We start from the raw sequence: 21,341 nt of genomic DNA on the forward strand, positions 1-21,341 counted from the left end.
CGCAACGCGAAACCCGAAACCCGAAACAGATTTAAGCACCCGTGGAGCACCACCCGCATACACCGGTCACCGGCGACCAAGCGAAAAACGCCGGCCTCGATCTTCCCGAGCTCTATCAGTGCGTGCATTGCGGTCTGTGCTTGAACCAATGCCCGACCTATCGTGTCACTCGGCTCGAGCCGGAGTCGCCGCGCGGCAGGATTCATCTCGTCAAAGCAGCGGCCAACGGCCGCATTCAGCTGAACGAGCGCTTCGCCGAACATCTCTATCTTTGCCTGTTGTGCCGGGCGTGCGAGACCGCCTGTCCCTCCGGCGTGCAATACGGCCGCATCGCCGAAGCGGCCCGTGAACGTCTTGGTCCGCCGGGGTCGCAGACTATGCGAGCAATTCTCAAGTTTGTTTTTACCCAATTGCTCGCTTATCCGCGCCGTTTGAAGTTAACTGCAGGTTTTCTCGGATTCACCCAGCGCACCGGTTTGCAGGATTTGCTTGCGCCGCTGCTGCCGAAAAAATTGCGCGACATGCAAGCCATGCTACCGGCAATCCCAACCAGCTTTTTCACGCCACAAAAAACCTACCCAGCCATCGGACCACGCCGCGCCCGCGTTGCCATGCTCAACGGCTGCGTTATGCCCATCCTCTTTAGCGACGTCAACGCCGCCACAGTGCGGGTCCTGCAACGAAACGGCTGCGAAGTGATTTTTCCCGAAACCCAAACTTGCTGCGGCGCATTGAACACGCATAACGGCGAGAGTGCCGCTGCCAAAGATATGGCCAGGCGCAATATCGATGCATTTCTTAGCGCCGGGATCGACGCCATCATCGTCAACGCCGCCGGCTGCGGCGCGGCGATGAAAGAATACGGCCATTTGCTCAAGGACGACTTGGCCTACGCCGAAAAGGCGAAAGTTTTTAGCACGCGGGTCAAAGACGCCGGCGAGTTTCTTGCGGAGCTTGGCCTCGTCGGCAGGCTTGCAACGGTGCCGATGACCGTCACCTATCAAGACCCCTGTCACTTGGCCCATGGCCAACGCGTGCGCGCGCAGCCGAGGAAATTGCTCCAAGCGATCCCAGGTCTGAAATTTGTCGAGATGGACGCCTCCGACCGCTGCTGCGGCAGCGCCGGCATCTACAACATCACCCACCCCAACATGTCGCAGCAATTGCTTCAAGAAAAAATGGCGGCGATCGCCGCCACCGACGCTCAGGCGGTGGTCGCGCCCAACCCCGGTTGCATGCTGCAACTGCGTTATGGCGCCCGGCAGTGCGGTCACAATCTCCAAGTTTTTCACTTGATGGATCTACTCGATCGCAGTTATGCCGCGGCGGAGAGCCAATCGGCACAATGAATGTCAGCCGAGAACAATTGACCCAGCGGCTCGCCGCCGAGCTTGGCTCTGCCGCCGTGAGCAGCGACTCCGCATCACTTACGGCGCACCGCATAGACGGCATAACACCGAGGCTTTTTTGCGAACCCGATAGCGCCGAGCAAGTCAGTGCCGTGCTGCGCGTTTGTCGCGAAGCCAAAGCCGTCGTCGCGCCCTGGGGCGGCGGCACGGCGACTAACCTGGGCAACCTGCCGCGCGCGCTCGATGTGATCGTCTCGACCGCCAAGCTCGACAAAGTCGTTGAACATGACGCTGCCAATTTGACCGCGACGGTGCAGAGCGGCATCAGGTTGGCCGCTCTGCAAAAAGCCTTGGCGCCGCAAAGGCAGCTGGCGCCCTTCGATCCGCCCCTGCCGGAGCGCGCGACCATCGGCGGCATCGTGGCGGCCAATCTGAACGGGCCGCGCCGCGGCTACTATGGCAATGTCCGTGATCTGGTCATCGGCATGAAAGTCGCGCTCGCAACGGGTGAAGTCATCAAGGCGGGTGGCAAGGTCGTCAAAAACGTCGCTGGCTACGATATGTGTAAACTCTTTACCGGCGCCCTCGGCACCCTTGGCATCATCACCGAGGTGACGCTGCGCATGGCCGCGCTTCCCGACGAGAGTGCAGTAATCAGCGCTTGCGGAACTTTGCCGCAGGCTTTCCAGTTCGCCGAAGCCATCATCGGCGCGCCGCTATTGCCAGCGGCCGTCTCGTTGAACAGCAACGGCGTCGTCAGTAATTCGCAAGAGGGTTGGCAATTGACAATTCTATGCGAAGGCTTTGCCGAAACCATCGCGCGTCAGATCAGGGACATTCAAACGCTGGCGGATTCGATTGGCTTGCCGGCTCGCTGCGTCGAGCCGCAGGCCAGTGCACAGCAATGGCAACAGTTATGTAATTTTCCAGCACGCCCAAGCTCAGTCGTCTACCGCGTCACCGTGCCACGCACCGAGCTGCGATCTGTCGTCGCAACTACCGGCAACTGGAATCCCACCCCGGCCATTCTGGCCGACGTGGCCTCAGCTGTGGTCTGGATCGTTTACCCAGCAAGCGAAGCAGCCACCCAGTTGTTTCCTAAACTAATCGATTTGGCAAAGGAGCGACGGGGCCACGCTGTCATGTTCGCGGCGCCGGCGGAAGTCAAAGCCGGCTTCGATGTCTGGGGTCCGCCGCCGCCAAGCTTCGCATTGATGCGCAAGTTAAAGCAGCAATTCGACCCACAGGGGATCTTGAATCCCGGCAGGTTCCTGCAAAATTTGTAAAATTCGCGCGTTGAGACCTGCGAGGATCGAAGATTGATGATAGAGGATGGCGATCATCAATCCTCCATCTTCATTCTCGCTCTAGAAGAACCGGATCACCCAGCCAGGCAACCAATTATCAACTCCCCAACCTCGGCTTCCCGCCACAGCGAAGTAGAGTGCCGCGGCGACGAAAACCAAGTTGTCGCGGATGCCAACCTCGTGCGCGTGGTAGGATTGACGGTCGAATGACTTGAAATAGTTCTGCGCCTTGTCGTCCTTGATCGCCGTCTTTACCACCGGCACCATGGTGGGCAAAACCTTGAGCCAGTAAGAATGAAGGCCGAAGGTCGGAATCAAAAAAATAATGATCATCACCGCGCTGATTGGCGTCTGGATGCCGGCGGCCAGGCCGAAGCCGCCGACCACCATTAGGAATGTCGCCACAGCGCCAAAAAATGTCGCGCCCTTGGGAAACAAGATGCTTGCGGTATTGACCGGATTGGGCCAGCGTTGCACGTTGCTGATGCCGCTGATCAACATCCGCCAGCCGAGAATCACGCGCAAAATCGCTTCGCAGATCACGATAGACGTTTGCGGGTCCAAAACTTCCCTCCCGAAACCGGTGTCGAATAAATGACGCGACTATATGCAGTCGCCAATTGCACGTCAATGTCGACTTGGCGGCAATTGTCGCCTTTTACCAGTGAAATTCTAAACAAAATTTGAAGAAACTGTATTGTCAGCGGTGCAGAAATTCTCTAAACTACGGTTTCTGCGTTTTAAATCATGGCATGTGAGTTGCTCGAACTTCACCCTCAAAGGTGGTGCACATGAGATATCCTGTTCGATTGACGCTAGCGTTTTGGGTTGCCGTGCTCGTGGCCGTTGTCGGGCACGCGCACGCACAACGGGATCCGTTTCCATTGCTTCCTGGCATGGAAAAGCAGGTGGAGTTTTGGAAGAAGGTATTCACCGAGTATAGCTTTTCGCAGTTAATCTATTTCGATCCGCAGGATTTGGCGACGATCTACGAGGTGAACGAGGTCGGCCCCGACAATCTTCCCGATGAAACCATCAGGTCGGAGCGTGCCCGCATTGCCGCCGCCAACGGTGTGACGATCGATCGTGTGTTTGCCCAGCGCGGTGTCAAGGAAAAAACCGCCGCAGGCTGGAAACGTTCGGGGCGCTACATGGCGCAGATGCAGCAGATCTTCCGCGAGCGGGGATTGCCGGTGGAGATCAGTTATCTGCCGATGGTGGAATCGTCCTTCGATATAAACGTGCGCTCCTACATGGGCGCGCTCGGCATGTGGCAGTTTATGCCGGCCACCGGCCGCGGTTTCAATATGCGTGTCGATGGTGCGATTGACGAAAGACGCGACCCGATCGAATCGACGCGCGCCGCGGCTTCGTATTTGAAGCAGGCCTATGAATCGCTAGGCAGCTGGCCGTTGGCGATCACCTCCTACAACTATGGACCCGCCGGGATGGCGCGCGCCGTCGCCGACATGGGCACAGCCAACCTGGTGGAATTGATTCGCAACTATAACGGTCCCTATTGGGGTTTTGCACCGAAGAACTTTTACGCGGAATTTCTCGTCGCGATCGAGATTGGGCGTAACATTCAACGTTATTTCCCCGGTCTGGTTCTTGATTCCCCGGTGACCGTAAAAGATCACGAGCTTGCCAGCATGACTTCTTTAGAAGCGGTGGCCAATGCCAGCGGTCTTTCCCAGGATCAACTGCTAGCTTGGAACCCCGCACTAACGTCGCAGGTGCGCTGGCTGCCAGCCGGTTACCGCGTCAAGTTGCCTGCCGACACGACCATGGCGCCCATCGTCGAAGTAGCTCGCTACGAGCCACCGGCTCGTCCGGTGGTTGGACGCGGGCGCGGCAGAGTTGTCACTGCGGCTAACAGTGGCACCCAGCCAAAAACGGTACATCATCAAGTCAAACCAGGTGAAACCCTCAGCAAGATCGCCGCGCGCTACGGCGCGTCGGTGCAAAGAATTCTTCAGGCCAACGGCCTGCGCCATGCTAATCTCGTCAGAATCGGCTCAACGCTTGTCATACCGCGCGCGTAACTTCGCGCTAATCCAACAGCAGCACGAAAAGGCGAACCCTAAGGTTCGCCTTTTTTATTGACATTCTCGTCGACACCGTGGGATGAACTGGACCAACAAAGGAGGACGCCTTAATGCCGCCACCGAGTATCGGTCTGATCATTCCATCGGCCAATCGTCTGACCGAACCGCAGTTCAACACGTATCTTCCGGCGGGCGTCGGAACCCATGTCACCCGTTTGCGCATGGCCGGCAAGTTCCGCAAGCCGCTCGCGGTCCTGAAACCAGAATTAATTCAGGCGGCCGAAGCGCTTTCCGACATCAAACCCAGCGTCATCGTGTTTCATTGCACGGCTAATTCAATGGAGAGCGGCTTGGACCATGAGAAAGCGATCGTCGACATCATCGCCCAAGCAAGCGGCTGCCCGACGATCACAACGGCGCAAGCCCTGACCCAAGCCTTCGACCGCGTGGGCATCAAAAAAATGGTGCTGATCAGCCCCTATGTCCAGTCGACCAACCAACTTGAAGTGAACTATCTCAGCGAAACCGGTTACACGGTGCTCCACGAGAAAGGCCTAGCGCTTGACTCGGGCGCCTACTCGGAAATAACACCCGAAGAATGGAAGAAGATCGTAAAAGAAAACCAGCGCGCCGATGCCGACGGCTATTTCTTGAGCTGCACCAACACGCGCATGATCGAAACGATCGCCGACCTGGAACGCGATCTAGACAAACCGGTGATCAACAGCAATCAGGCGACAATTTGGGCCTGTCTAAAGAAAATGGGGATTGCTTATTCGCATCCGAAGCTGGGCCGGTTGTTTAGCGGGAATTAAGACAGCAAGCCGAGACTCCCCCGGGGCTGGTCGAAATCTCAGCTGATCAGCGATCTAGACGATCAATGGTGCGCAGAGTTTCGTCGCCGGGGGACTTTCACCGCCATTATCGTTGGTTTCGAAGGCGTCGGAGAAATCTGGTTGTTCCAGCTTGTTGCTCATACGATATTGCGGCAAAGTACTCATCTAGGGTTCGCAATCGTCCTCGGCGGCTAGGTCGTTCGATTAGAACAGTAGCTTTTCTTCGTCTCGTGCCGGTACCGCGAGTCGCTCTTTCAACCCCGTATTGCGCGTTTCCACCCGCACATTGCGGATTGCCATGGCGAGCGCTTTGCGGTTGCCAACGACGATCACCAGTTTTTTGCCGCGCGTCACCGCGGTGTAGAGAATGCTGCGATAGAGCATGATGTAGTGCGACGTGTGCAGCGGCAGAATCACCACGGGATACTCGCTGCCCTGGCTTTTGTGAATGGAGGTCGCGTAGGCCAGACTAATCTCATCCCATTCGTCCGATTCATACTCGACGATGCGCTCGTCGAACTCGACGCGTATCTTGCCGTCGTCGCGGTCGATGCTGGCGATGTGTCCGAGATCGCCGTTGAAAACTCCTTTGTCGTAGTTGTTTCTCAGCTGCATGACTTTGTCGCGCACCCGCAGCGTCGACCCGCCGCGCTCCAGGCTGACACCGGCGGGATTGAGCAACTGCTGCAGCTCGAGATTTAACTGCATCGTCCCGAGCAGACCGCGATGCATTGGCGTTAGCACTTGCACAGATTGGGTGATGTCTCCACCGCCGAGCTGCATCATTTGCGGGATGCGCACGCGCAACAGTTCTTTGATCGTCTCGAGAACTTCTTCTTCACTCTCGCGCGCCATAAAATCAAAGTCGCGCCGCTCGCGCGCGTCGGCGAACTCCAACGACTGGCCCTGGAGAATCTTGTGGGCGTTAACGACAATCAAACTCTCGCCCGATTGGCGGAAAATCCGCCTGAGCACTGCGACGGGAACCACGCCCGAATCGATCAAGTCCTTGAGCACGCTGCCCGGTCCGACGGACGGTAGCTGGTCAACGTCGCCGATTAGAATTAAATGCGTGTGCGGATCGATGGCGTTCATCAAATTATCCATCAACATGAGATCGACCATCGATGCCTCATCGACGATCACCACGTCGGCCTGAATCGGATTATCCTGATGGCGCTGAAAGCCGCCTTCGCGCGGGTTGTACTCGAGCAGGCGATGAATCGTCATCGCCTCTTCGCCGGCAGTCTCGCTCATGCGCTTGGCCGCGCGCCCGGTCGGCGCCGCCAATGCAAAAGAGACCTTGGCACGGCGCAGAATGCCGAGCAACGACATAAGGAGCGTCGTCTTGCCGGTGCCCGGCCCGCCGGTGATGACAAAAACTTTCCGCTGCAGCGCCTGGCGCGCGGCTCTGATCTGATCCTCATCGAGCCGGATCGGCAGCGCCGCAAACAGATCGTCACTCAACAAATCAACCGCACCGCGCTCCACGGTCTTGCCCTTGTCCCAAGGGCGCGGCATGCGCTCGTCTTGCAAATACGACGCGGTGCCGAGCAGACGGCGAATCGCCGCGGCAACGCGCTTTTCCGCCTGCCAAAATTCACTCAAGTAAACGCGCTGTCCTCGGCCATCTTTGCTCTCTTGCAAAATCACAGCGCCGCTTGCCGCCAGCTTGTCGACGGCGATTTCGATGCGGTCGTAATCGACGCTCAACATCTCGCAGGCGGTGCGCGCCAGCGCTGTCAGCGGCAAAAAGCAGTGGCCGCGCTCGGCCGATTCGCGCAGCGCGTGCAGCACTCCCGCTTGCACCCGCAGCGGAAAGTCGCCGCGAATGCCGATGGCGTTGGCAATCCGATCAGCAAGGATAAAGCCGATGCCGTGCACTTCGCGGGCAAGCAAATAGGGATTTCCCCGCACGCGTGCGATCGTATCGGTGCCAAAGACGCGATAGATGCGCAGCGCCAGCGAAGCACCCACGCCATGCCCCTGAAGAAAGACCATGACGTCTTGCATGCCGCGCTGCTCTTGCCAAGCCTGCATGATGCGGCGCGCGCGGCTCTCGCCGATGCCTTCCACTTCCAGGACCCGCAGCGGTTCCTCGGAAAGAACGCGCAAAGTTTCCAAACCGAACGCCGCCACCAATCGTTTGGCGTAGGTCGGCCCGATGCCTTTGATCATCCCGGAGCCCAAATATTTCTCGATGCCTTCGAGCGTTGCCGGATCGACTTTTTGCCACTGCTCGACTTGGAATTGCAGGCCGTATTTCGGATGGCGCTTCCACGCTCCGGTCACGCGGATTTCTTCACCCTCGGAGACCGGGAAAATGGTCCCAACGATGGTTGCACCCGGCCCGCCGTCGGAGTCCAAACGCGCGACAGTATAGTGGGTTTCCGGGCTCTGAAAAGTGATCCGGCCGATGGTGCCCTGCAGTGAGGTTTTATCGTTTAGCGGTCCCGCCACAAACGCTCCAGTCGCAATCCTACTTGAAAGCCAGAGCCCGGTAAACGTTTACCCTTGCGTTTTCGCCCCCCGATGCTTACATTTAGAGTATCCCCACATGACCACACTCACAGCACCGCTTTGGCTGGCTCGCTCTGGTTTGATTGCTAAGTTCGTTTCCTAACCGCGCCGGTTTTCCCGCTTTAGAAAGTGCGGGAAATAGGAGTTCGCAACGCTATGTCTTTGGAAAACATATGGTTTGAAGTCGTTTTGATCCTGGCGCTGATTCTCGCCAACGGTTTTTTCGCTTCGGCGGAAATCGCCATGATCGCCACCCGCAAAAGCCGCATCGATGCGCTACTTGAGCGGGGCGTCCGATCGGCGGCGGCGGTGGCGCGCTTGAAGAACGACCCTGATCGTTTTCTCGCCACCGTGCAGATCGGCGTCACCGTTGTCAGCACCATGGCCTCGGCCATCGGCGGCGCCGCTGCGATCGATTATCTAAAACCGCAAATCGCCACAATGCCGTTCCCGTTCGCTGCCCGTTGGGCCGAAGCCATCGCCATCGGCTTGGTCGTCGCACCGATCGCTTATCTCTCGCTTGTTCTGGGCGAGCTGGTGCCCAAATCTCTGGCATTGCGTTTCTCTGAAAAGATCGCCTGTGTCGTCGCCCGGCCGATCGAAATCCTCGGTCAGATCAGCGCACTTTTCGTTAAGCTTCTGACCGCTTCGAGCAATGCCGTGCTTTGGCTGTTCGGCGGCAAAGACGCCGAAGGCGCAAGTTTCATCTCCGTCGATGAAGTTAAATCGCTGGTGCGCGAAGGCGCCGCCAAAGGCATTTTCAATGAAACCGAAAAGGAGTTGATCCACAGCGTCTTTGAATTCACCGACACACCGGTCAAAGCGGTCATGCTGCCGCGCACTGAAATTCATGCCATCGAAGTCCACGCGACGTTGGCAGAGGTCGCCAAAAGTTTTGTTGAAAGCGGTTTTTCGCGCATCCCAGTTTACGACGGCAGCTTGGATAATGTCATCGGCATTCTCTACAACAAAGATGTCTTCAAAGCACTGCAAGAAAAAAGCGACTTTTGCATCCGCGAGCACCTGCACCCGGCCTACTTCGTGCCAAGCACCTTGCCAATCAGCGAACTGCTCAAGCATCTGCAACGGCGCCATCTCGCCATCGCGCTGGTGGTCAACGAATATGGCGAAGTCGAAGGGCTGGCGACACTAGAAGACTTGCTCGAAGAGATCGTCGGCGAGATCCGTGACGAATACGACCGCGAGGAGCGCGGCCCAGTCGAGCGCGTGTCCGATGGCTCGATGGTGATTCGCGGTTCGGCACTGCTGAAAGACTTGAAATCCGACTACAACTTGCCCTTCGAAGAATCGCCGGACTATCACACCCTCGCCGGCTTCGTCCTGGCGCAACTACAAACCATCCCGCGCGGTGGCGAGCGCGTCGAGCATAACGGCTATCGGCTGACGATCGTTGACATGGAAGGGCGAAGAATCGTCAAGGTCAAGCTGGAGAAGGCCCAGCCGAACTAATCCGACAATAATAGTTTATTTCTGCTGCCAGCGTTCGGTGTACCTTGCCAGAGGCAGCACTGCCAACAACACTTCATCGGTTGTCATGCTGAGCAACGCGAAGCATCTGCTTTGTCGGCGGCAGCAGATCCTTCGCTTACGCTCAGGATGACATGCTGATTGTTCTCACAAGCAAGCGAACCTTGGTTGTCGATTTCGGGTCTTTGCAGGCAATAAAAAAGCCCCGTCGCCATTTTCATGCGACGGGGCTCTTTGGCAGCGATTAATCGCAGTTTACTTCTTCTTGTCTTCCTCGCCCGGCTGCTTGCCGGGTTCGAAGCCGCCTACTTCGTGGTAAAGAACTTTCTTCTCTTCCTCGAAGGCGCGGACCGATGGAATCTGCCCAGGTAATCCCAGCTTCTTCCATTCGCCGGCGACTTTATCGTACATCTCTTTGCGCAGCGCCGTGCGTTTGGAGAATACCGGCAGATAGCGGTGCTCTTTGCAGGCGTTGATCAACGCCTTCGAGCCATAGGGCCGTTTCTCCGGCGGATTTTGCGTTGGGTCGAGCCAGGTGCTCCAGGTGTTGCGCAGAATATCGACATCGTCGATCGGGTTGCAGCGGCTGCTCATGGCCCAGATGACCTGATCCATATCGGTCGGGTCGATGTCTTCGTCAACGGCAATGATCCACTTGGTGTAGTAAGCGCCGCCAGGAACCTGCGCTGCTAGCGCCAGCGCTTGTGCGGCGTGGCCGGCATAGCGTTGTTCCAATGCGATCACCGTCATGCCGAACCCGCCGGCGCCAGCCGGATGGGCGTACACGCCTTGAATGCCCGGGACACCGAGCTTGTCGAGATCGTCCCAGATGCGCGCCGAGCGGATAATCGAGAAAAAGCCGCTCTGCTCGTTGGACGGATAATCCGCCATCAAAGCGTTGGTCAAAATCGGATTGCTGCGATAGTGAATCGCGGTGACTTCGACTAGCGGGCAGCCCGCTTCAGGTCGGCCGTAGTAGCCGGGAAATTCGCCGAAGGGTCCTTCTTTTTTCACCGAGTTCGGCTTGATGATGCCTTCGATCATGAACTCGGCGTTGGCCGGCAGCAGCAAGTTGGTCGTCTTGCCTTTGACCACCGGGATCGGCTCACCTTTGATACCGCCGAGATATTCATATTCAGAAACGTTCTTTGGAAAAGTCTGCGAGCCAACGACCATGAATAGCGGATCGATACCCCAGGCCGCCGCGACCTCCACCGGCTTTCCCTGCTCCCATGACCGGGTGATGTGCAAGCGCGCATCTTTGCCGGGCGACAGGTACAGGCCGCATTCGTTTTTGCCCTGCAGCATCATGCGATAGGTGCCGACATTGAGATAACCGGAATCGGGGTCGCGGGTAATAACGCAATCGGCGGTGCCAGCGTAGCGTCCGCCGTCGAGCGGCCAATGGCGCGGGATCGGCAGTTGGGTCAAATCGATCTTGTCGCCGGTCAACGTGTTCTGATAGAACCCCGCCTGGCTCGCCGGCACCTCTTTTGGAGCCATGCGATTTTTTAATTTGTCTTTGACACGGCGAATTAATTCTACCGTCGGCGTGTCCGGCGGCTCTTCCATGGTCAGCGCGATACGCGGAATGCTCGGACCTAAAATATTCCACAACGACTGCGCTTTGTACGGGCTCTTTTCATAGCCCTTGATATTGTCGAAAAGGATCGCCGGCGATGGTTTGTGCTTGGCGACGAGATAGCCAATGGCGCTCATCTCCTCTTCGCAGCTCACCGCTTCCTTGACGCTTACCAGGTCGCCCATCGCTTCTACGCGGTTTAACCATTCGCGCAGATCTTGAATCGGGCCGCCTTTGGCGTCCGACGTTTGCCGTCTTTCCGGTTTGGCCATTGGTTTCCTCCTGGGATAGTTCGTTGCTTCGATACTTATAGCTTGCCGCCCTTGGGCAGCAGCGATTTGAAATATGAGAAAGCGTCGTAAGATCGATACATCATATTTTCTTTCATGTAATCGATCTCCTTTTGCGGCATGATCGCCGGCTTGCCGACGCAGCTGGCGACGAACTGCATATAAGCCGTCCGCTCCAGGTAAATCGCATGGACGGTAGCATATTCCAAGCTATCGCCGACCACAATAATGCCATGCCCCTTGAGCAGCATCGCCATGCGGTCCCGCAAGGTGGCGCAAATGTCTTTGCCATCCTGAACCGTGTAAATCAGCCGCGGGCTGGGAAAAATCGGCGTTTCCGGCGCGAAGACTGCCGCTTGATTGTAAATCGGCAATATCGGCGTGCCGGCGACGGAGAAAGCGGTGGCCAAAGTCTGGTGCGTATGCACGACCGAGTTCACATCGGGCCGGGCGTGGTAAATCGCCGCGTGGATCATAGCTTCGCGCGGCGGATTGGCGATCTTGGTGACCGATCGCTTATTGCCCGCCTTGGCATAGTTCTGCTCGCACACTTCCATGTACTGATCGATGTCGACGAGGATGATGTGCTTGGGCGCAATCGCTCCCAACGGCGCGAGCACCGGCTTGATAAAAAACTTGCGCGTGCCGGGAATGCGCGCGCTGACATGGCCATGATAGTCCGCCAGGCCTTGATGAAACATGATACGATTGCCCAGCGCGACTTTTTTCTTCAGTTCTTCGAGATCCTTCTTACTAGCTGCCATAGAGTCCTCGATTTCTTAGGATTTAGATTTTACTTGCCTCAGTGCCGCCGGCGCCGGACTCGGATCTGCGCAGGTTCATCCAATTCCACTGATCGGGGAATTGCCGCACCTTGCGCTCGAGCCATTCGGTCATAACAACGGTATTTTCGCGAATCGCCTCTCTGTCCTTGGTGTCTCTTAACAAGTTCAACTCCGGTTCGATGATCAACTGCAAACGGTCGTCGGACCGGCGCACCAAGCATGCCGGCACCACCGCCGCGCCGGTGCGCAGCGCCAAAGTGACCGGGCCGCGCCGCGCATGAACGGTCTGGCCGAAGAGGGTCACCTCAACTCCCTTACTGCGGCGATATTCGTCGGCGATGATGACCGCGACCTCGTTGCGGCGCAACATCTCGCTCAATTCGCGCAGCGCTTGACGCCGCGGCCGCGCGTGGATGGTGCGCTGGCGCACGCGCAAGCGATACTCATCCAACAACTCGGCGAAGCTGCCTTCGCGCGGTTGATTGATCAGGACCGACGCCCGATATCCATCGATCGTCAGCCTGGTGCCAACCAGGAAAAAATTCCCCAGGTGGGCGCTCAAAACCAGCACGCCCTTGCCTTTCGCCAAGGCACGATCGAGATGCTCGCGACCTACCACGTCGATCTTCCGGCGCAGCTCCTCGTCGGAAGCCGAGACCGCCGCCACCAACTCGACACACGCGCGAAAAAAATTGCGCAGGGTGCGCCGCGCCGTGTTCTCCGCTTCCGTCGCGCTGATGCTGCTGCCAAACGCTGCGCGAATATTTGCGATCGAGCGCCGGCGAAACCCCGGGAACAAACGGAAACAAAGATTCGCTGACCGGTCGGCCAGACTCAACGTTGCCCTGGGAAAGCGCCGCGACGCAGCGCAGCCGATTTTCAATCCCAACCACGTGCTTGCATACGTAGCTTTGCCAATCAACCAATCGGTCATGCAGTTTGTGGGTCAGCACGCTGGCCGAGCGACACGAAGTAGCGTAATCTACGCCACTTTTCTCCCAGTGGCAAGCACAACGGGGGTCAAGCCTAGGTCGCCCGCTGGCACAAAACTCTTTGTAAATCGGCTATTTATCCCTATTCGTGGGCATTTGAACGAAACCGGCGCGGTTTTTCTGGGGAGCTTTCTATGGTAGAAATTTGGGGTTATTCCAAACGAGAACTGCTCCCATGAGAATGATACTGCCGCCGCTCAAAGAGCGCCGGGTCATCGACCGGCTCTTGTCTAGTTTTTTTCTTGAATATAAGCCTCAAGATTTTAAGAAGGCGATCGCCGCGCTTTGCCGTTTTTATAATTTGAAGATGCCCAAGATTGAATGGTTCGAATACATCGATTGGGGCAAGACCGCCGGCAAGACCTACGAGAACGGCCAGATTTATTTAGTTCATCCGGAGAACTGGAAGAACGGCCGTAAATATAACACCGAGCGCCGCTGGATCAACATGGTCTATCATGAGATGGGCCATTATGTTTTTTGGGCCGACGCCGAAAACAAGGCCGATATGTTCGCTGCGCGCATGGCGCGTGGATTGAACAATCACAAATAATGATGAGGGGGCAATTGACGAATCGCCCTAACCCTAACTGTTATGGACTACAAAGAAACACTTAATTTGCCGAAGACGGCTTTCCCCATGCGCGCCAACCTGCCGCAGAACGAGCCCAAGCAGGTCGAGAAGTGGGACGCCGAGCGCACCTATTTCAAGATGCTCGATGCCAACGCCGGCAAAGAAAAGTTCATCCTGCACGACGGGCCGCCCTACGCCAACGGCAACATTCACATTGGCCATGCGCTCAACAAGATTCTCAAGGACATCATCGTTAAATATCGTTCGATGACCGGCTTTCACTCGCCCTACGTGCCGGGTTGGGACTGCCACGGTCTGCCGATCGAACAACAGGTGGAAAAAAATGTCGGACGCGCCAAGAAACTGGCGATGAGCAAGTCGGAGGTCCGCAAGCTTTGTAAAGAGTATGCTGAGAAGTTTATTTCGATTCAGCGCGAAGAATTTAAACGGCTGGGTGTGTTGGGCGATTGGCAGCATCCCTACCGCACGCTCGACCCGCAGTACGAAGCGCAGGAAGTCCGCGAGCTCGGCAAGTTTGTTGCCTCCGGTGCACTCTACCGCCAGAAAAAGCCGGTCTATTGGTGTGCCTCCTGTATGACCGCACTAGCCGAGGCGGAGGTCGAATACGAAGACCATACCTCCGCGTCGATCTACGTAAAATTTCCCGTGGTAGATGACAAAGGCAAACTCGCAACCCAAAACTCGCAATCCGAAGCAGTGTATTTCGTCATCTGGACCACGACTCCCTGGACGCTGCCCGCCAACCAGGCGATCGCGGTCCATCCTGAATTTACCTATCGCCGCGTCAAAACGCCCCAGGGCGATTTGATTATCAATCACGAGTTAGTCGCCAAAGTAATGAGCGCGCTGGGTTTCGAAGCGAAAGACTATTCGATCAGCAGCAACGGCTGGCTGGGCGCGGACCTCGAAGGTATTCAGTGCCGCCACCCCTGGATGGAGCGCAACTCGCAGATCATCCTCGCCGACTATGTGACCCAGGACCAGGGCACCGGCTGCGTCCACATCGCACCCGGCCACGGCCAGGAAGACTACAATGCCGGATTAAACTACGGCCTCGAAGTGATGGCGCCGGTCGACGCCGAGGGGAAGTTCACCGCGGAGGCCGGCGACTTGAAAGGCGAATCGGTTTACAAAGCCGATCCGATTATCATTCAAAAGCTCGCCGGACGCGGCATGCTCCTCAAAGAAGAAAAATTGGCGCACAGCTATCCACACTGCTGGCGCTGCAAACGACCGGTGATCTTTCGCGCCACCGAACAGTGGTTCATCTCGATGGAAAAAAACGACCTGCGCAATCAGGCGCTCAAAGCCATCGACGAAGTAAGATGGATTCCGCCCTGGGGCCGCGACCGCATTCGCGGCATGCTCAACGCGCGTCCCGACTGGTGCATCTCGCGCCAGCGCTGCTGGGGCGTGCCGATTCCCGCGGTCTATTGCAAAAATTGCAACCAAGCCGTGCTGACGCGCGAGCTTTGCGACCATGTCGCAGCAATTTTCGCGAAGGAAGGTTCCGACGCCTGGTTCAACCGGCCGCTCGAAGAGCTGATTCCGCAAGACTTGAAATGCCCCGGCTGCAATGGTCGTGACTTCACCCGCGAAGAAGATATTCTCGACGTTTGGTTCGATTCGGGAGTGAGCTTCGCGTCGGTTGTCGAGCAGGATGCTCGCTTAGGCGGCCGCGCCAATCTCTACCTCGAAGGCAGCGACCAACACCGCGGTTGGTTTCACACCGCCCTGTTGACATCCTTGGCGACCCGCGACCGCGCGCCCTATGAAAACGTGCTGACGCACGGCTTTACCCTGGACGGCAAGGGCCGCAAGATGTCGAAGTCCGAGGGCAACACCATTGCGCCCCAGGACATCATCAAAAAATCCGGCGCCGAGGTGCTGCGCCTTTGGGTCTCGGCCGAAGATTTTCGCGAAGACGTGCGCATCTCAGATGAGATTCTCAATCGCTTGATCGAAGCCTATCGCCGGCTGCGCAACACCGCGCGATTTCTCATCAGCAATTTGTACGATTTCAATCCCGCGACCGACGCGGTGCCGGTCAAAGATCTCGACGAGCTCGACCGGTGGATCTTGCACCGCACCGAAACCGTGCTGGCGCGCTGCCGCGAAGCCTATGAGAATTGCGAGTTTCATCTGGTCTTTCACGCGCTCAATAATTTTTGCAGCGTCGACTTGAGCGCGCTCTATCTCGATATCGTCAAGGACCGCCTCTACTGCGAAGGCACGGCATCAAAAAAACGGCGCGCCGCCCAAACCGCGCTCCATCGGATTCTCGACGTGCTGGTGCACTTGATGGCGCCCATCGTTTCGTTCACCGCCGAAGAAGTGTGGGGCTACATGCCCGACAAGGACACGCACTCGGCGAGTATTTTCCTGTCGCCCATGCCCGCGCCCGACCGCGCGTTTCTCAACGACGAGCTAAGTGAAAAATGGGACAAGATTTTCCGCGAGCGCAGCGAGGTCTTAAAAGCGCTTGAGCAGGCGCGCACCGCCGGGGTCATCGGTCATTCGCTCGATGCTAAAGTGGTCTTGCAAACTCACAACGGTGCCGCGCCGTTAGCAGCGCTGCTCAGCACCGAGCCGCAGAAGCTCGCCGATGTCCTGATCATCTCTCAGGTGACCGCGGCAGAAAGCGCAGGATCGAGTCAAGCGTTGTATCAGGTGGAAAAAGCCCAGGGCGTCAAGTGCGAGCGCTGCTGGAAGTACGATTTGAAGGTAGGCACGGACGCCAGCCACCCGACGGTCTGCCCGCGCTGCGCCCAGGTGCTCAACTCTGGAGCGTCGACTTGAGCAGCAAAACCCGTCTGGTCACGATTTGGCTTGCCGTCATTCTGGTCCTCGACCAGGCGACCAAACTGATCGTCGATCGCAGCATGCCGCTGTACCATTCGATTCCGCTCATCGACAATTTTTTCAATCTCACTTACATCCGCAACACCGGCGCTGCCTTCGGCATCTTTGCCGGCAGCGCCGAAATTTTTCGCCGGCCGTTTTTGATCGTGGTTTCGATCGTCGCGATTATTTTCATCGTCAACATGCTGCGCCGTCTACCGGCGCGGGAAACCGGTCTCAGCACCGCTCTGGCGTTCATTCTCGGCGGCGCCATCGGCAATTTGATCGATCGGCTGATCTACGGCGAGGTGATCGACTTCCTCGACTTCCATTGGTCGGGCTACCACTGGCCGGCGTTCAACGTCGCCGACAGTTTCATCACTGTCGGCGTTGCGATCACGATTTTCTATCTCGTGCGCGCCAAAGGCGAAGACCCCTTCGCCGCCGCATCGCGATAGTTCTATCGGGCTTGAGCTCAGCTCTTTTGCGCCAAGATCAATGTAGTCCCTGGTAAGGTCTTGGGGATGTCGCCATGGATCGTGATCGACGCAAACTCGGCCCGCTTGAGCCAATCTGAATACTGCGACAGGGTCCAGCATTCGCCTTCCGGCGTGTGGGTCAGCGTGTAGACGGAGAAACGCAGCGCAAATGTCGGCTCGGTGCGTTCTTCGTTGGGCACAAAATCGTTCACAACGAAAATTCCGCCGGGTTTGAGCGCGGAGTACGCCTTGGCAAACAGCTCCTGATTGCCTTTGGGCGATTCGAAGCGGCAGAAGTTACTCGCCAAAACCAAATCATAATGATTCGTTTCAATGTTCGCCGTATGATGCTCGCCGTCGATGAAGCGAATCTTTCCTTCGAGACCGCGTTCCTTGTTAGCCTTCTTCGCCACCGCGTTGACGTTGGGCCAATCCAACTGCGTGACCTGGGCGGTCGGATCGCGCGTGACAATCGTCATGCCAAAAATGCTCGAGCCGCCGGCGATATCGAGAACTTTGATTCCTTTGCGCTCACCGCCAATTTTGAGAATATCGCAGAGCGCTTTTGCCGCTGGCTCGGCGATGACAATGATGCCAAGCACGAGCTTCTCCCAGACTTGCAGCTCGGCGTTGGTGTCCATGCGCCTGAGCGGCTTGCCGGTTTTGAGCGACTCTTTCAAGTGCGCCATGCCGTCCCACAGCGCCAGCGCGACATGGCGGAAGTCGCCGCAGTAGGAAGGCTTGCCTTCGACGAGAAAGACTTGGCTGGTCGGCGTGTTGTAGTAGCAGCCGTCTTTTTTTTCAATCAATCCCAGTGCCAGCAAACTATCGAGCACGATTCTGGTCGCGCGCGGATCGGTGCCGGCCGCGCCGGCAATCTCTCCGGCGCTGTGCAAGCCCTCGTCGATGTGGGTAAAAAAATCGTACTCGATCGCGGCGTCGAGGATCTGGCTGTTGGCGAAGTCGCCGAGAATCCGCATCAGCGGCCGCGGCGACAGTTCTTCTCGGCTAGCATCGGCCATGATTATTCTTTGTAAAAGCCTTCCTTTTTGATCTGCTGGTAGACTCCCTCGAAAAACATCGCGAAATAGGAAGTTCCCATGCGCATGCAGTATTCTAAATTGAAACCAGGCCGGGTCTCGGCTCTACCTTCGATCAGCAGGTTCTTCAAAACCAGCCAATCGAGGTCGGCGTGGGCCATGATGCCGTCATGTTCTTCCAAGTCGGCCTTGGCGTGGACGCGGAAATAGACGATTTTCTCTTCAGGAAACTGGTAGCTTTTGCGCAGCGCGCCGCCAAAAAACCGCGCCCAGTGGCCGACTGCTTCTTCGACGCAGAACGACGCCCACCATTCGGCGATGGTCCCCTCGTACAGGACACCGCGGTAATACTCTAAGAAGGCGCGGCATTCGGCGAGCATTTCGTACTCGACCATTTCTTCGTCGCGCAGACCGAAGTTGCGCCCCTGCTCAAGCACGATTTGGATATGGCCCGGCGGCTTGGGATGGATCATCTCATCGGCCACGTGGGCGGCAAAATGTTTCAGCAGCTCGGGATGGCGTTTGAAGAACGGCTGCTGGCGCTGGTAGGCAACGCCGTGGAAATTGTTGATCTCGGCGACGAAGCCGTACCAGTTCTGCCAAAAAATTTTGATCGCCTCCATCGGCAGCGTGCCGCTGCCCATTTCGGTATGAAATCGCCCTTTGATGAGCCACTTATCGGCGATGCCCAAGAGGTATGACTTCAAGTCGGCGATGACCGCATTGGCTTCCTGCTCGGAAAGTTTCTTGCCGGTAAAATCTTGTCTGCCTAGTCCCATGGGTTGTCCTCCTAAAGGGCGCTCTAGCAGAGTGCGCCCGGATTCAGAATGTTATTTGGGTCGACCAGCCGCTTGATCTCTTTGACGACGTCATAGAGGCTGCCCAAACGCTGGTACGGCACCGGGCCTTTGGTGCTGAGCGTCGGCGCCGTCCAGACCACACCGCGTTCGTTGCTAAACTGCGCCACCATGCCCATCCAGCGCCGCAGCTTGCCGACGTCTTCATCGTCGTAGGGATTGTAAAAAGTAAAATACTCTTCTTTGATCGCCAAGTCGCGCGTTACGTAGCTGTCGTGCTGCGGCGAATGCGCCGCGTCCCAAAGGCCGCACTCACGCTTGGCCGCCTCGTCGAGATCGTACATTTCCTTCATGAAGCGCAGCGGATACATCTTCGACGTCACGGCAAACATTCCGGTATGCCGCACCACCACGCCGCACCATCCATCGGGGCCCATAATATGGTAGTCGGGCCAGCTGTGCAGGCCATGTTCCTGGGCCTTGGCGCCCATCGATTTTTCGGCGATCTCCGCAACGTCGACGCCGCCCGCCGATTCGTAAACTCGCCGCATCCGCTTTTCTTTAAAAGCCAGCTCTTCCTGATCGCGCGCCATGATCACGGTCTTTAGGAAAAACCAGGCATCGTCAGGAACTTTTTTCTTGTCGTACAGCCCCTCTTCCAGGGGCCAATGGTACTGCCAGCGATCGGTGAAGTGAATATCGAAGACCACTTCGCCTTTGACCAATTCGATCAGAGAATTCTGAACTTTCTGAAGCTGATCGCGGCGAAATGTGTAGCAGTAATCGTGCAGCCATTCGCGCCTGCCCTCGATCGCCCGCAAACAAACCTTGCTGATGATGCCCATCGAGCCCGCGGCCAGCGTGAATAAACCCAGCAGATCGGGCAAGTGAATCCATTTTTGAAACGGCCCAAACGTGGTGCCTTGATTCGCCAGCGCACCCAAACGAATGGTTTCGCCGTTGGCAAGAATAACTTCCAGTCCCAGCACCATGTCGGCGATCCAACCGTAGCGGCTCATGCCGTAGCCGATGCCGCCTTTGTTGATCATCGCGCCGATGACCACGGCTGGACCGTAGGTGCCAAAGTTCGGCAGCATCAGGCCATGCTGGCGCAGCGCGTGATGGATCGCATAAACGCTCGCGCCGCCTTCGGCGATGACGTAGTTCATCTCCCGATTGACTTCGAGAACCTTGTCCATGCCGAGCATGTCGAGCAGCAGGCCGCCCTTGAGCGGCGAGCTAATGCCCATGCCCACGCCCCCCTTGGCAACGATAGGAATCTTGTTCTCGTTGGCAAATCGCAGAATGTCGGCAACTTTATGGCCGCCCTCGATATCGGATTCAATGCGCACAATCACATCGGGCAAAAAGCGATAGGCGCCGTAGGCCAGCGTGTGTTGATAATTGATCTTGTCGATGGGATTGGTCGAAACCAAGCGCGCCCCGACGATCTCTGTTAGCTTGGTGACAATTTCGTCTAGGGAAAGCATGACAAGACTTTTGATTTTTCAATTAGAGTTGCAGGTGGCTGCCGCCGGTTATCAGGATATGACTACCGGTCAGCATGCTCGCTTCATCACCGGCGAGAAAAGCGATCGCGCCGGCGACGTCTTGCGGGTAGAGATGTTTTTTGAGCGGCCGAGTCTCTTTCACCCGTTCCCGAAAGGCTTCGGGCATGATCATCGAAGCGTCGGTCAGCGTGAACGCCGGCGTAACCACGTTGACGGCAATGCCTAATGGACCGAGCTCGATCGCCATGGTGTTCGCCATCGACTCCAGCGCCGATTTCGCCGCGGCGTAAGCTCCCATGCGCGGCAAGGGCTGCTGCGCTAGCCGTGTGCTGACGACGACGATGCGGCCGGCCTTTTGCGCTCTCATGTCCGGCAAGCAGGCCTGCACGCAGTGGTAGAACGCCGACAGCTCGTGATCGATCGCCGCGTGAAACCTTTCCCAGGAAATCTCGTGCAGCGGACTGACCTGGAACGGGAAGTAGGCGTTGTTGACCAGCACATCGAGCGCGCCAAGTTTGGCCTTGGTCGCTGCGACCATCGCGTCAACTTGCGACCGTTGCCTGACGTCGGCTTGAAAAATCATGCCGCGGCCGCCGCCGCTTTCTATTTCCGCCAACACCTTTTGCGCGGCATCTTTGTTTTGGAAATAGTTGACGACCACGGCAGCGCCGCCTTGGGCCAGGCGAATCGCCGCAGCGGCGCCGATGCCTCGGCTCGCGCCGGTGACCAGCACAACTTTACCGTGTAAGGAAGGAGGGGTTTTCTGCTCCGCCATGACGCTGCCAGGACTATATTGCCGCCTCGCCTTGCGCGGCGTTCTTTTCATACTTGGCGGCGTTGCTCTTGAACGATTCGAACTTCATTCTCACGTAAGGCGAGGT

The 21,341-nt window shown here is 57.3% G+C and carries 17 protein-coding genes; 8 read left to right on the forward strand and 9 right to left on the reverse strand.

All coding sequences use genetic code 11. From position 1 onward, the window contains the following. Positions 1–41 precede the first annotated feature (41 nt). Both FJ145_22665 and FJ145_22670 read left to right on the forward strand, forming a co-directional pair. The gene (locus tag FJ145_22665; GenBank protein ID MBM4264213.1) at positions 42–1,349 is read left to right on the forward strand and encodes a 4Fe-4S dicluster domain-containing protein; all 1,308 of its coding nucleotides are present in this window, start codon (positions 42–44) and stop codon (positions 1,347–1,349) included. After that, the gene (locus FJ145_22670; protein ID MBM4264214.1) at positions 1,346–2,635 is read left to right on the forward strand and encodes an FAD-binding oxidoreductase; all 1,290 of its coding nucleotides are present in this window, start codon (positions 1,346–1,348) and stop codon (positions 2,633–2,635) included. Before FJ145_22665 ends, FJ145_22670 begins: the two co-directional genes overlap by 4 nt. A gap of 81 nt (positions 2,636–2,716) precedes the next feature. Here the strand turns inward: FJ145_22670 and FJ145_22675 are convergent, their stop codons facing one another. Beyond that, positions 2,717–3,220 carry a DoxX family protein gene (locus FJ145_22675; protein ID MBM4264215.1) on the reverse strand — a complete coding sequence of 168 codons (504 nt, stop codon included), beginning with the start codon at positions 3,218–3,220 and terminating at the stop codon, positions 2,717–2,719. Between the two features lie 227 nt (positions 3,221–3,447). Between FJ145_22675 and FJ145_22680 the strand changes: the two genes are divergently transcribed. Then, positions 3,448–4,701, forward strand: a complete 1,254-nt coding sequence (locus FJ145_22680) for a LysM peptidoglycan-binding domain-containing protein (protein MBM4264216.1) — start codon at positions 3,448–3,450, stop codon at positions 4,699–4,701. Between the two features lie 113 nt (positions 4,702–4,814). Continuing rightward, positions 4,815–5,519 carry a hypothetical protein gene (locus FJ145_22685; protein ID MBM4264217.1) on the forward strand — a complete coding sequence of 235 codons (705 nt, stop codon included), beginning with the start codon at positions 4,815–4,817 and terminating at the stop codon, positions 5,517–5,519. Between the two features lie 225 nt (positions 5,520–5,744). Here FJ145_22685 and FJ145_22690 read toward each other — a convergent pair whose 3' ends face one another. Next, the gene (locus tag FJ145_22690; GenBank protein ID MBM4264218.1) at positions 5,745–8,018 is read right to left on the reverse strand and encodes an ATP-dependent RecD-like DNA helicase; all 2,274 of its coding nucleotides are present in this window, start codon (positions 8,016–8,018) and stop codon (positions 5,745–5,747) included. A gap of 198 nt (positions 8,019–8,216) precedes the next feature. Between FJ145_22690 and FJ145_22695 the strand changes: the two genes are divergently transcribed. Next, positions 8,217–9,530: an HlyC/CorC family transporter gene (locus tag FJ145_22695; protein ID MBM4264219.1), complete on the forward strand. Its 1,314-nt coding sequence runs from the start codon at positions 8,217–8,219 to the stop codon at positions 9,528–9,530. A gap of 273 nt (positions 9,531–9,803) precedes the next feature. Here FJ145_22695 and FJ145_22700 read toward each other — a convergent pair whose 3' ends face one another. Genes FJ145_22700 through FJ145_22710 form a run of 3 tightly spaced genes read right to left on the reverse strand, consistent with a single transcriptional unit; the run spans position 9,804 to position 13,139 of the window. After that, entirely contained in the window at positions 9,804–11,402 is a 1,599-nt protein-coding gene (locus tag FJ145_22700; protein MBM4264220.1) for a UbiD family decarboxylase, read from the reverse strand. Between the two features lie 35 nt (positions 11,403–11,437). Continuing rightward, positions 11,438–12,184: a class II aldolase/adducin family protein gene (locus FJ145_22705; GenBank protein MBM4264221.1), complete on the reverse strand. Its 747-nt coding sequence runs from the start codon at positions 12,182–12,184 to the stop codon at positions 11,438–11,440. A 22-nt stretch (positions 12,185–12,206) separates the two neighbouring features. Beyond that, complete coding sequence (locus tag FJ145_22710) at positions 12,207–13,139, reverse strand: lysophospholipid acyltransferase family protein (protein ID MBM4264222.1); 933 nt, start codon at positions 13,137–13,139, stop codon at positions 12,207–12,209. Positions 13,140–13,372: 233 nt separating this feature from the next. On the opposite strand from FJ145_22710, the gene FJ145_22715 reads away from it, so the two are divergent. The 3 genes from FJ145_22715 to lspA are packed head-to-tail and all read left to right on the forward strand — an operon-like array spanning position 13,373 to position 17,091. Further along, a complete protein-coding gene (locus FJ145_22715; GenBank protein ID MBM4264223.1) occupies positions 13,373–13,750 on the forward strand; it encodes a hypothetical protein in 378 nt (125 codons plus the stop codon). 42 nt (positions 13,751–13,792) lie between these two features. Further along, positions 13,793–16,591, forward strand: a complete 2,799-nt coding sequence (ileS, locus tag FJ145_22720) for an isoleucine--tRNA ligase (protein MBM4264224.1) — start codon at positions 13,793–13,795, stop codon at positions 16,589–16,591. 14 nt (positions 16,592–16,605) lie between these two features. Next, positions 16,606–17,091, forward strand: a complete 486-nt coding sequence (lspA, locus tag FJ145_22725) for a signal peptidase II (GenBank protein MBM4264225.1) — start codon at positions 16,606–16,608, stop codon at positions 17,089–17,091. 17 nt (positions 17,092–17,108) lie between these two features. Here the strand turns inward: lspA and FJ145_22730 are convergent, their stop codons facing one another. From FJ145_22730 to FJ145_22745, 4 genes are read right to left on the reverse strand one after another with little or no spacing between them, the layout of a single operon-like run. Further along, a complete protein-coding gene (locus FJ145_22730; GenBank protein MBM4264226.1) occupies positions 17,109–18,134 on the reverse strand; it encodes a methyltransferase domain-containing protein in 1,026 nt (341 codons plus the stop codon). A gap of 2 nt (positions 18,135–18,136) precedes the next feature. Beyond that, positions 18,137–18,931, reverse strand: a complete 795-nt coding sequence (locus FJ145_22735; GenBank protein ID MBM4264227.1) for a hypothetical protein — start codon at positions 18,929–18,931, stop codon at positions 18,137–18,139. Positions 18,932–18,954: 23 nt separating this feature from the next. Further along, complete coding sequence (locus FJ145_22740) at positions 18,955–20,439, reverse strand: FAD-binding oxidoreductase (GenBank protein ID MBM4264228.1); 1,485 nt, start codon at positions 20,437–20,439, stop codon at positions 18,955–18,957. 22 nt (positions 20,440–20,461) lie between these two features. Beyond that, positions 20,462–21,286 (reverse strand): SDR family oxidoreductase, encoded by an 825-nt coding sequence (locus FJ145_22745; protein MBM4264229.1) that lies wholly within the window; start codon positions 21,284–21,286, stop codon positions 20,462–20,464. Positions 21,287–21,341: the final 55 nt, after the last annotated feature.

This window comes from Deltaproteobacteria bacterium, assembly GCA_016874755.1.
Lineage (GTDB): Bacteria > Desulfobacterota > Binatia > UBA9968 > UBA9968 > DP-20.

What these genes read in the sequence shown, in the direction of transcription:
- FJ145_22670 (MBM4264214.1), top strand. Translation starts at nt 1,346, where the DNA reads ATGAATGTCAGCCGAGAACAATTGACCCAGCGGCTCGCCGCCGAGCTT.
- FJ145_22680 (MBM4264216.1), top strand. Translation starts at nt 3,448, where the DNA reads ATGAGATATCCTGTTCGATTGACGCTAGCGTTTTGGGTTGCCGTGCTC.
- FJ145_22685 (MBM4264217.1), top strand. Translation starts at nt 4,815, where the DNA reads ATGCCGCCACCGAGTATCGGTCTGATCATTCCATCGGCCAATCGTCTG.
- FJ145_22695 (MBM4264219.1), top strand. Translation starts at nt 8,217, where the DNA reads ATGTCTTTGGAAAACATATGGTTTGAAGTCGTTTTGATCCTGGCGCTG.
- FJ145_22700 (MBM4264220.1), bottom strand. Translation starts at nt 11,402, where the DNA reads ATGGCCAAACCGGAAAGACGGCAAACGTCGGACGCCAAAGGCGGCCCG.
- FJ145_22705 (MBM4264221.1), bottom strand. Translation starts at nt 12,184, where the DNA reads ATGGCAGCTAGTAAGAAGGATCTCGAAGAACTGAAGAAAAAAGTCGCG.
- FJ145_22710 (MBM4264222.1), bottom strand. Translation starts at nt 13,139, where the DNA reads ATGACCGATTGGTTGATTGGCAAAGCTACGTATGCAAGCACGTGGTTG.
- FJ145_22715 (MBM4264223.1), top strand. Translation starts at nt 13,373, where the DNA reads ATGAGAATGATACTGCCGCCGCTCAAAGAGCGCCGGGTCATCGACCGG.
- ileS (MBM4264224.1), top strand. Translation starts at nt 13,793, where the DNA reads ATGGACTACAAAGAAACACTTAATTTGCCGAAGACGGCTTTCCCCATG.
- FJ145_22730 (MBM4264226.1), bottom strand. Translation starts at nt 18,134, where the DNA reads ATGGCCGATGCTAGCCGAGAAGAACTGTCGCCGCGGCCGCTGATGCGG.
- FJ145_22735 (MBM4264227.1), bottom strand. Translation starts at nt 18,931, where the DNA reads ATGGGACTAGGCAGACAAGATTTTACCGGCAAGAAACTTTCCGAGCAG.
- FJ145_22740 (MBM4264228.1), bottom strand. Translation starts at nt 20,439, where the DNA reads ATGCTTTCCCTAGACGAAATTGTCACCAAGCTAACAGAGATCGTCGGG.
- FJ145_22745 (MBM4264229.1), bottom strand. Translation starts at nt 21,286, where the DNA reads ATGAAAAGAACGCCGCGCAAGGCGAGGCGGCAATATAGTCCTGGCAGC.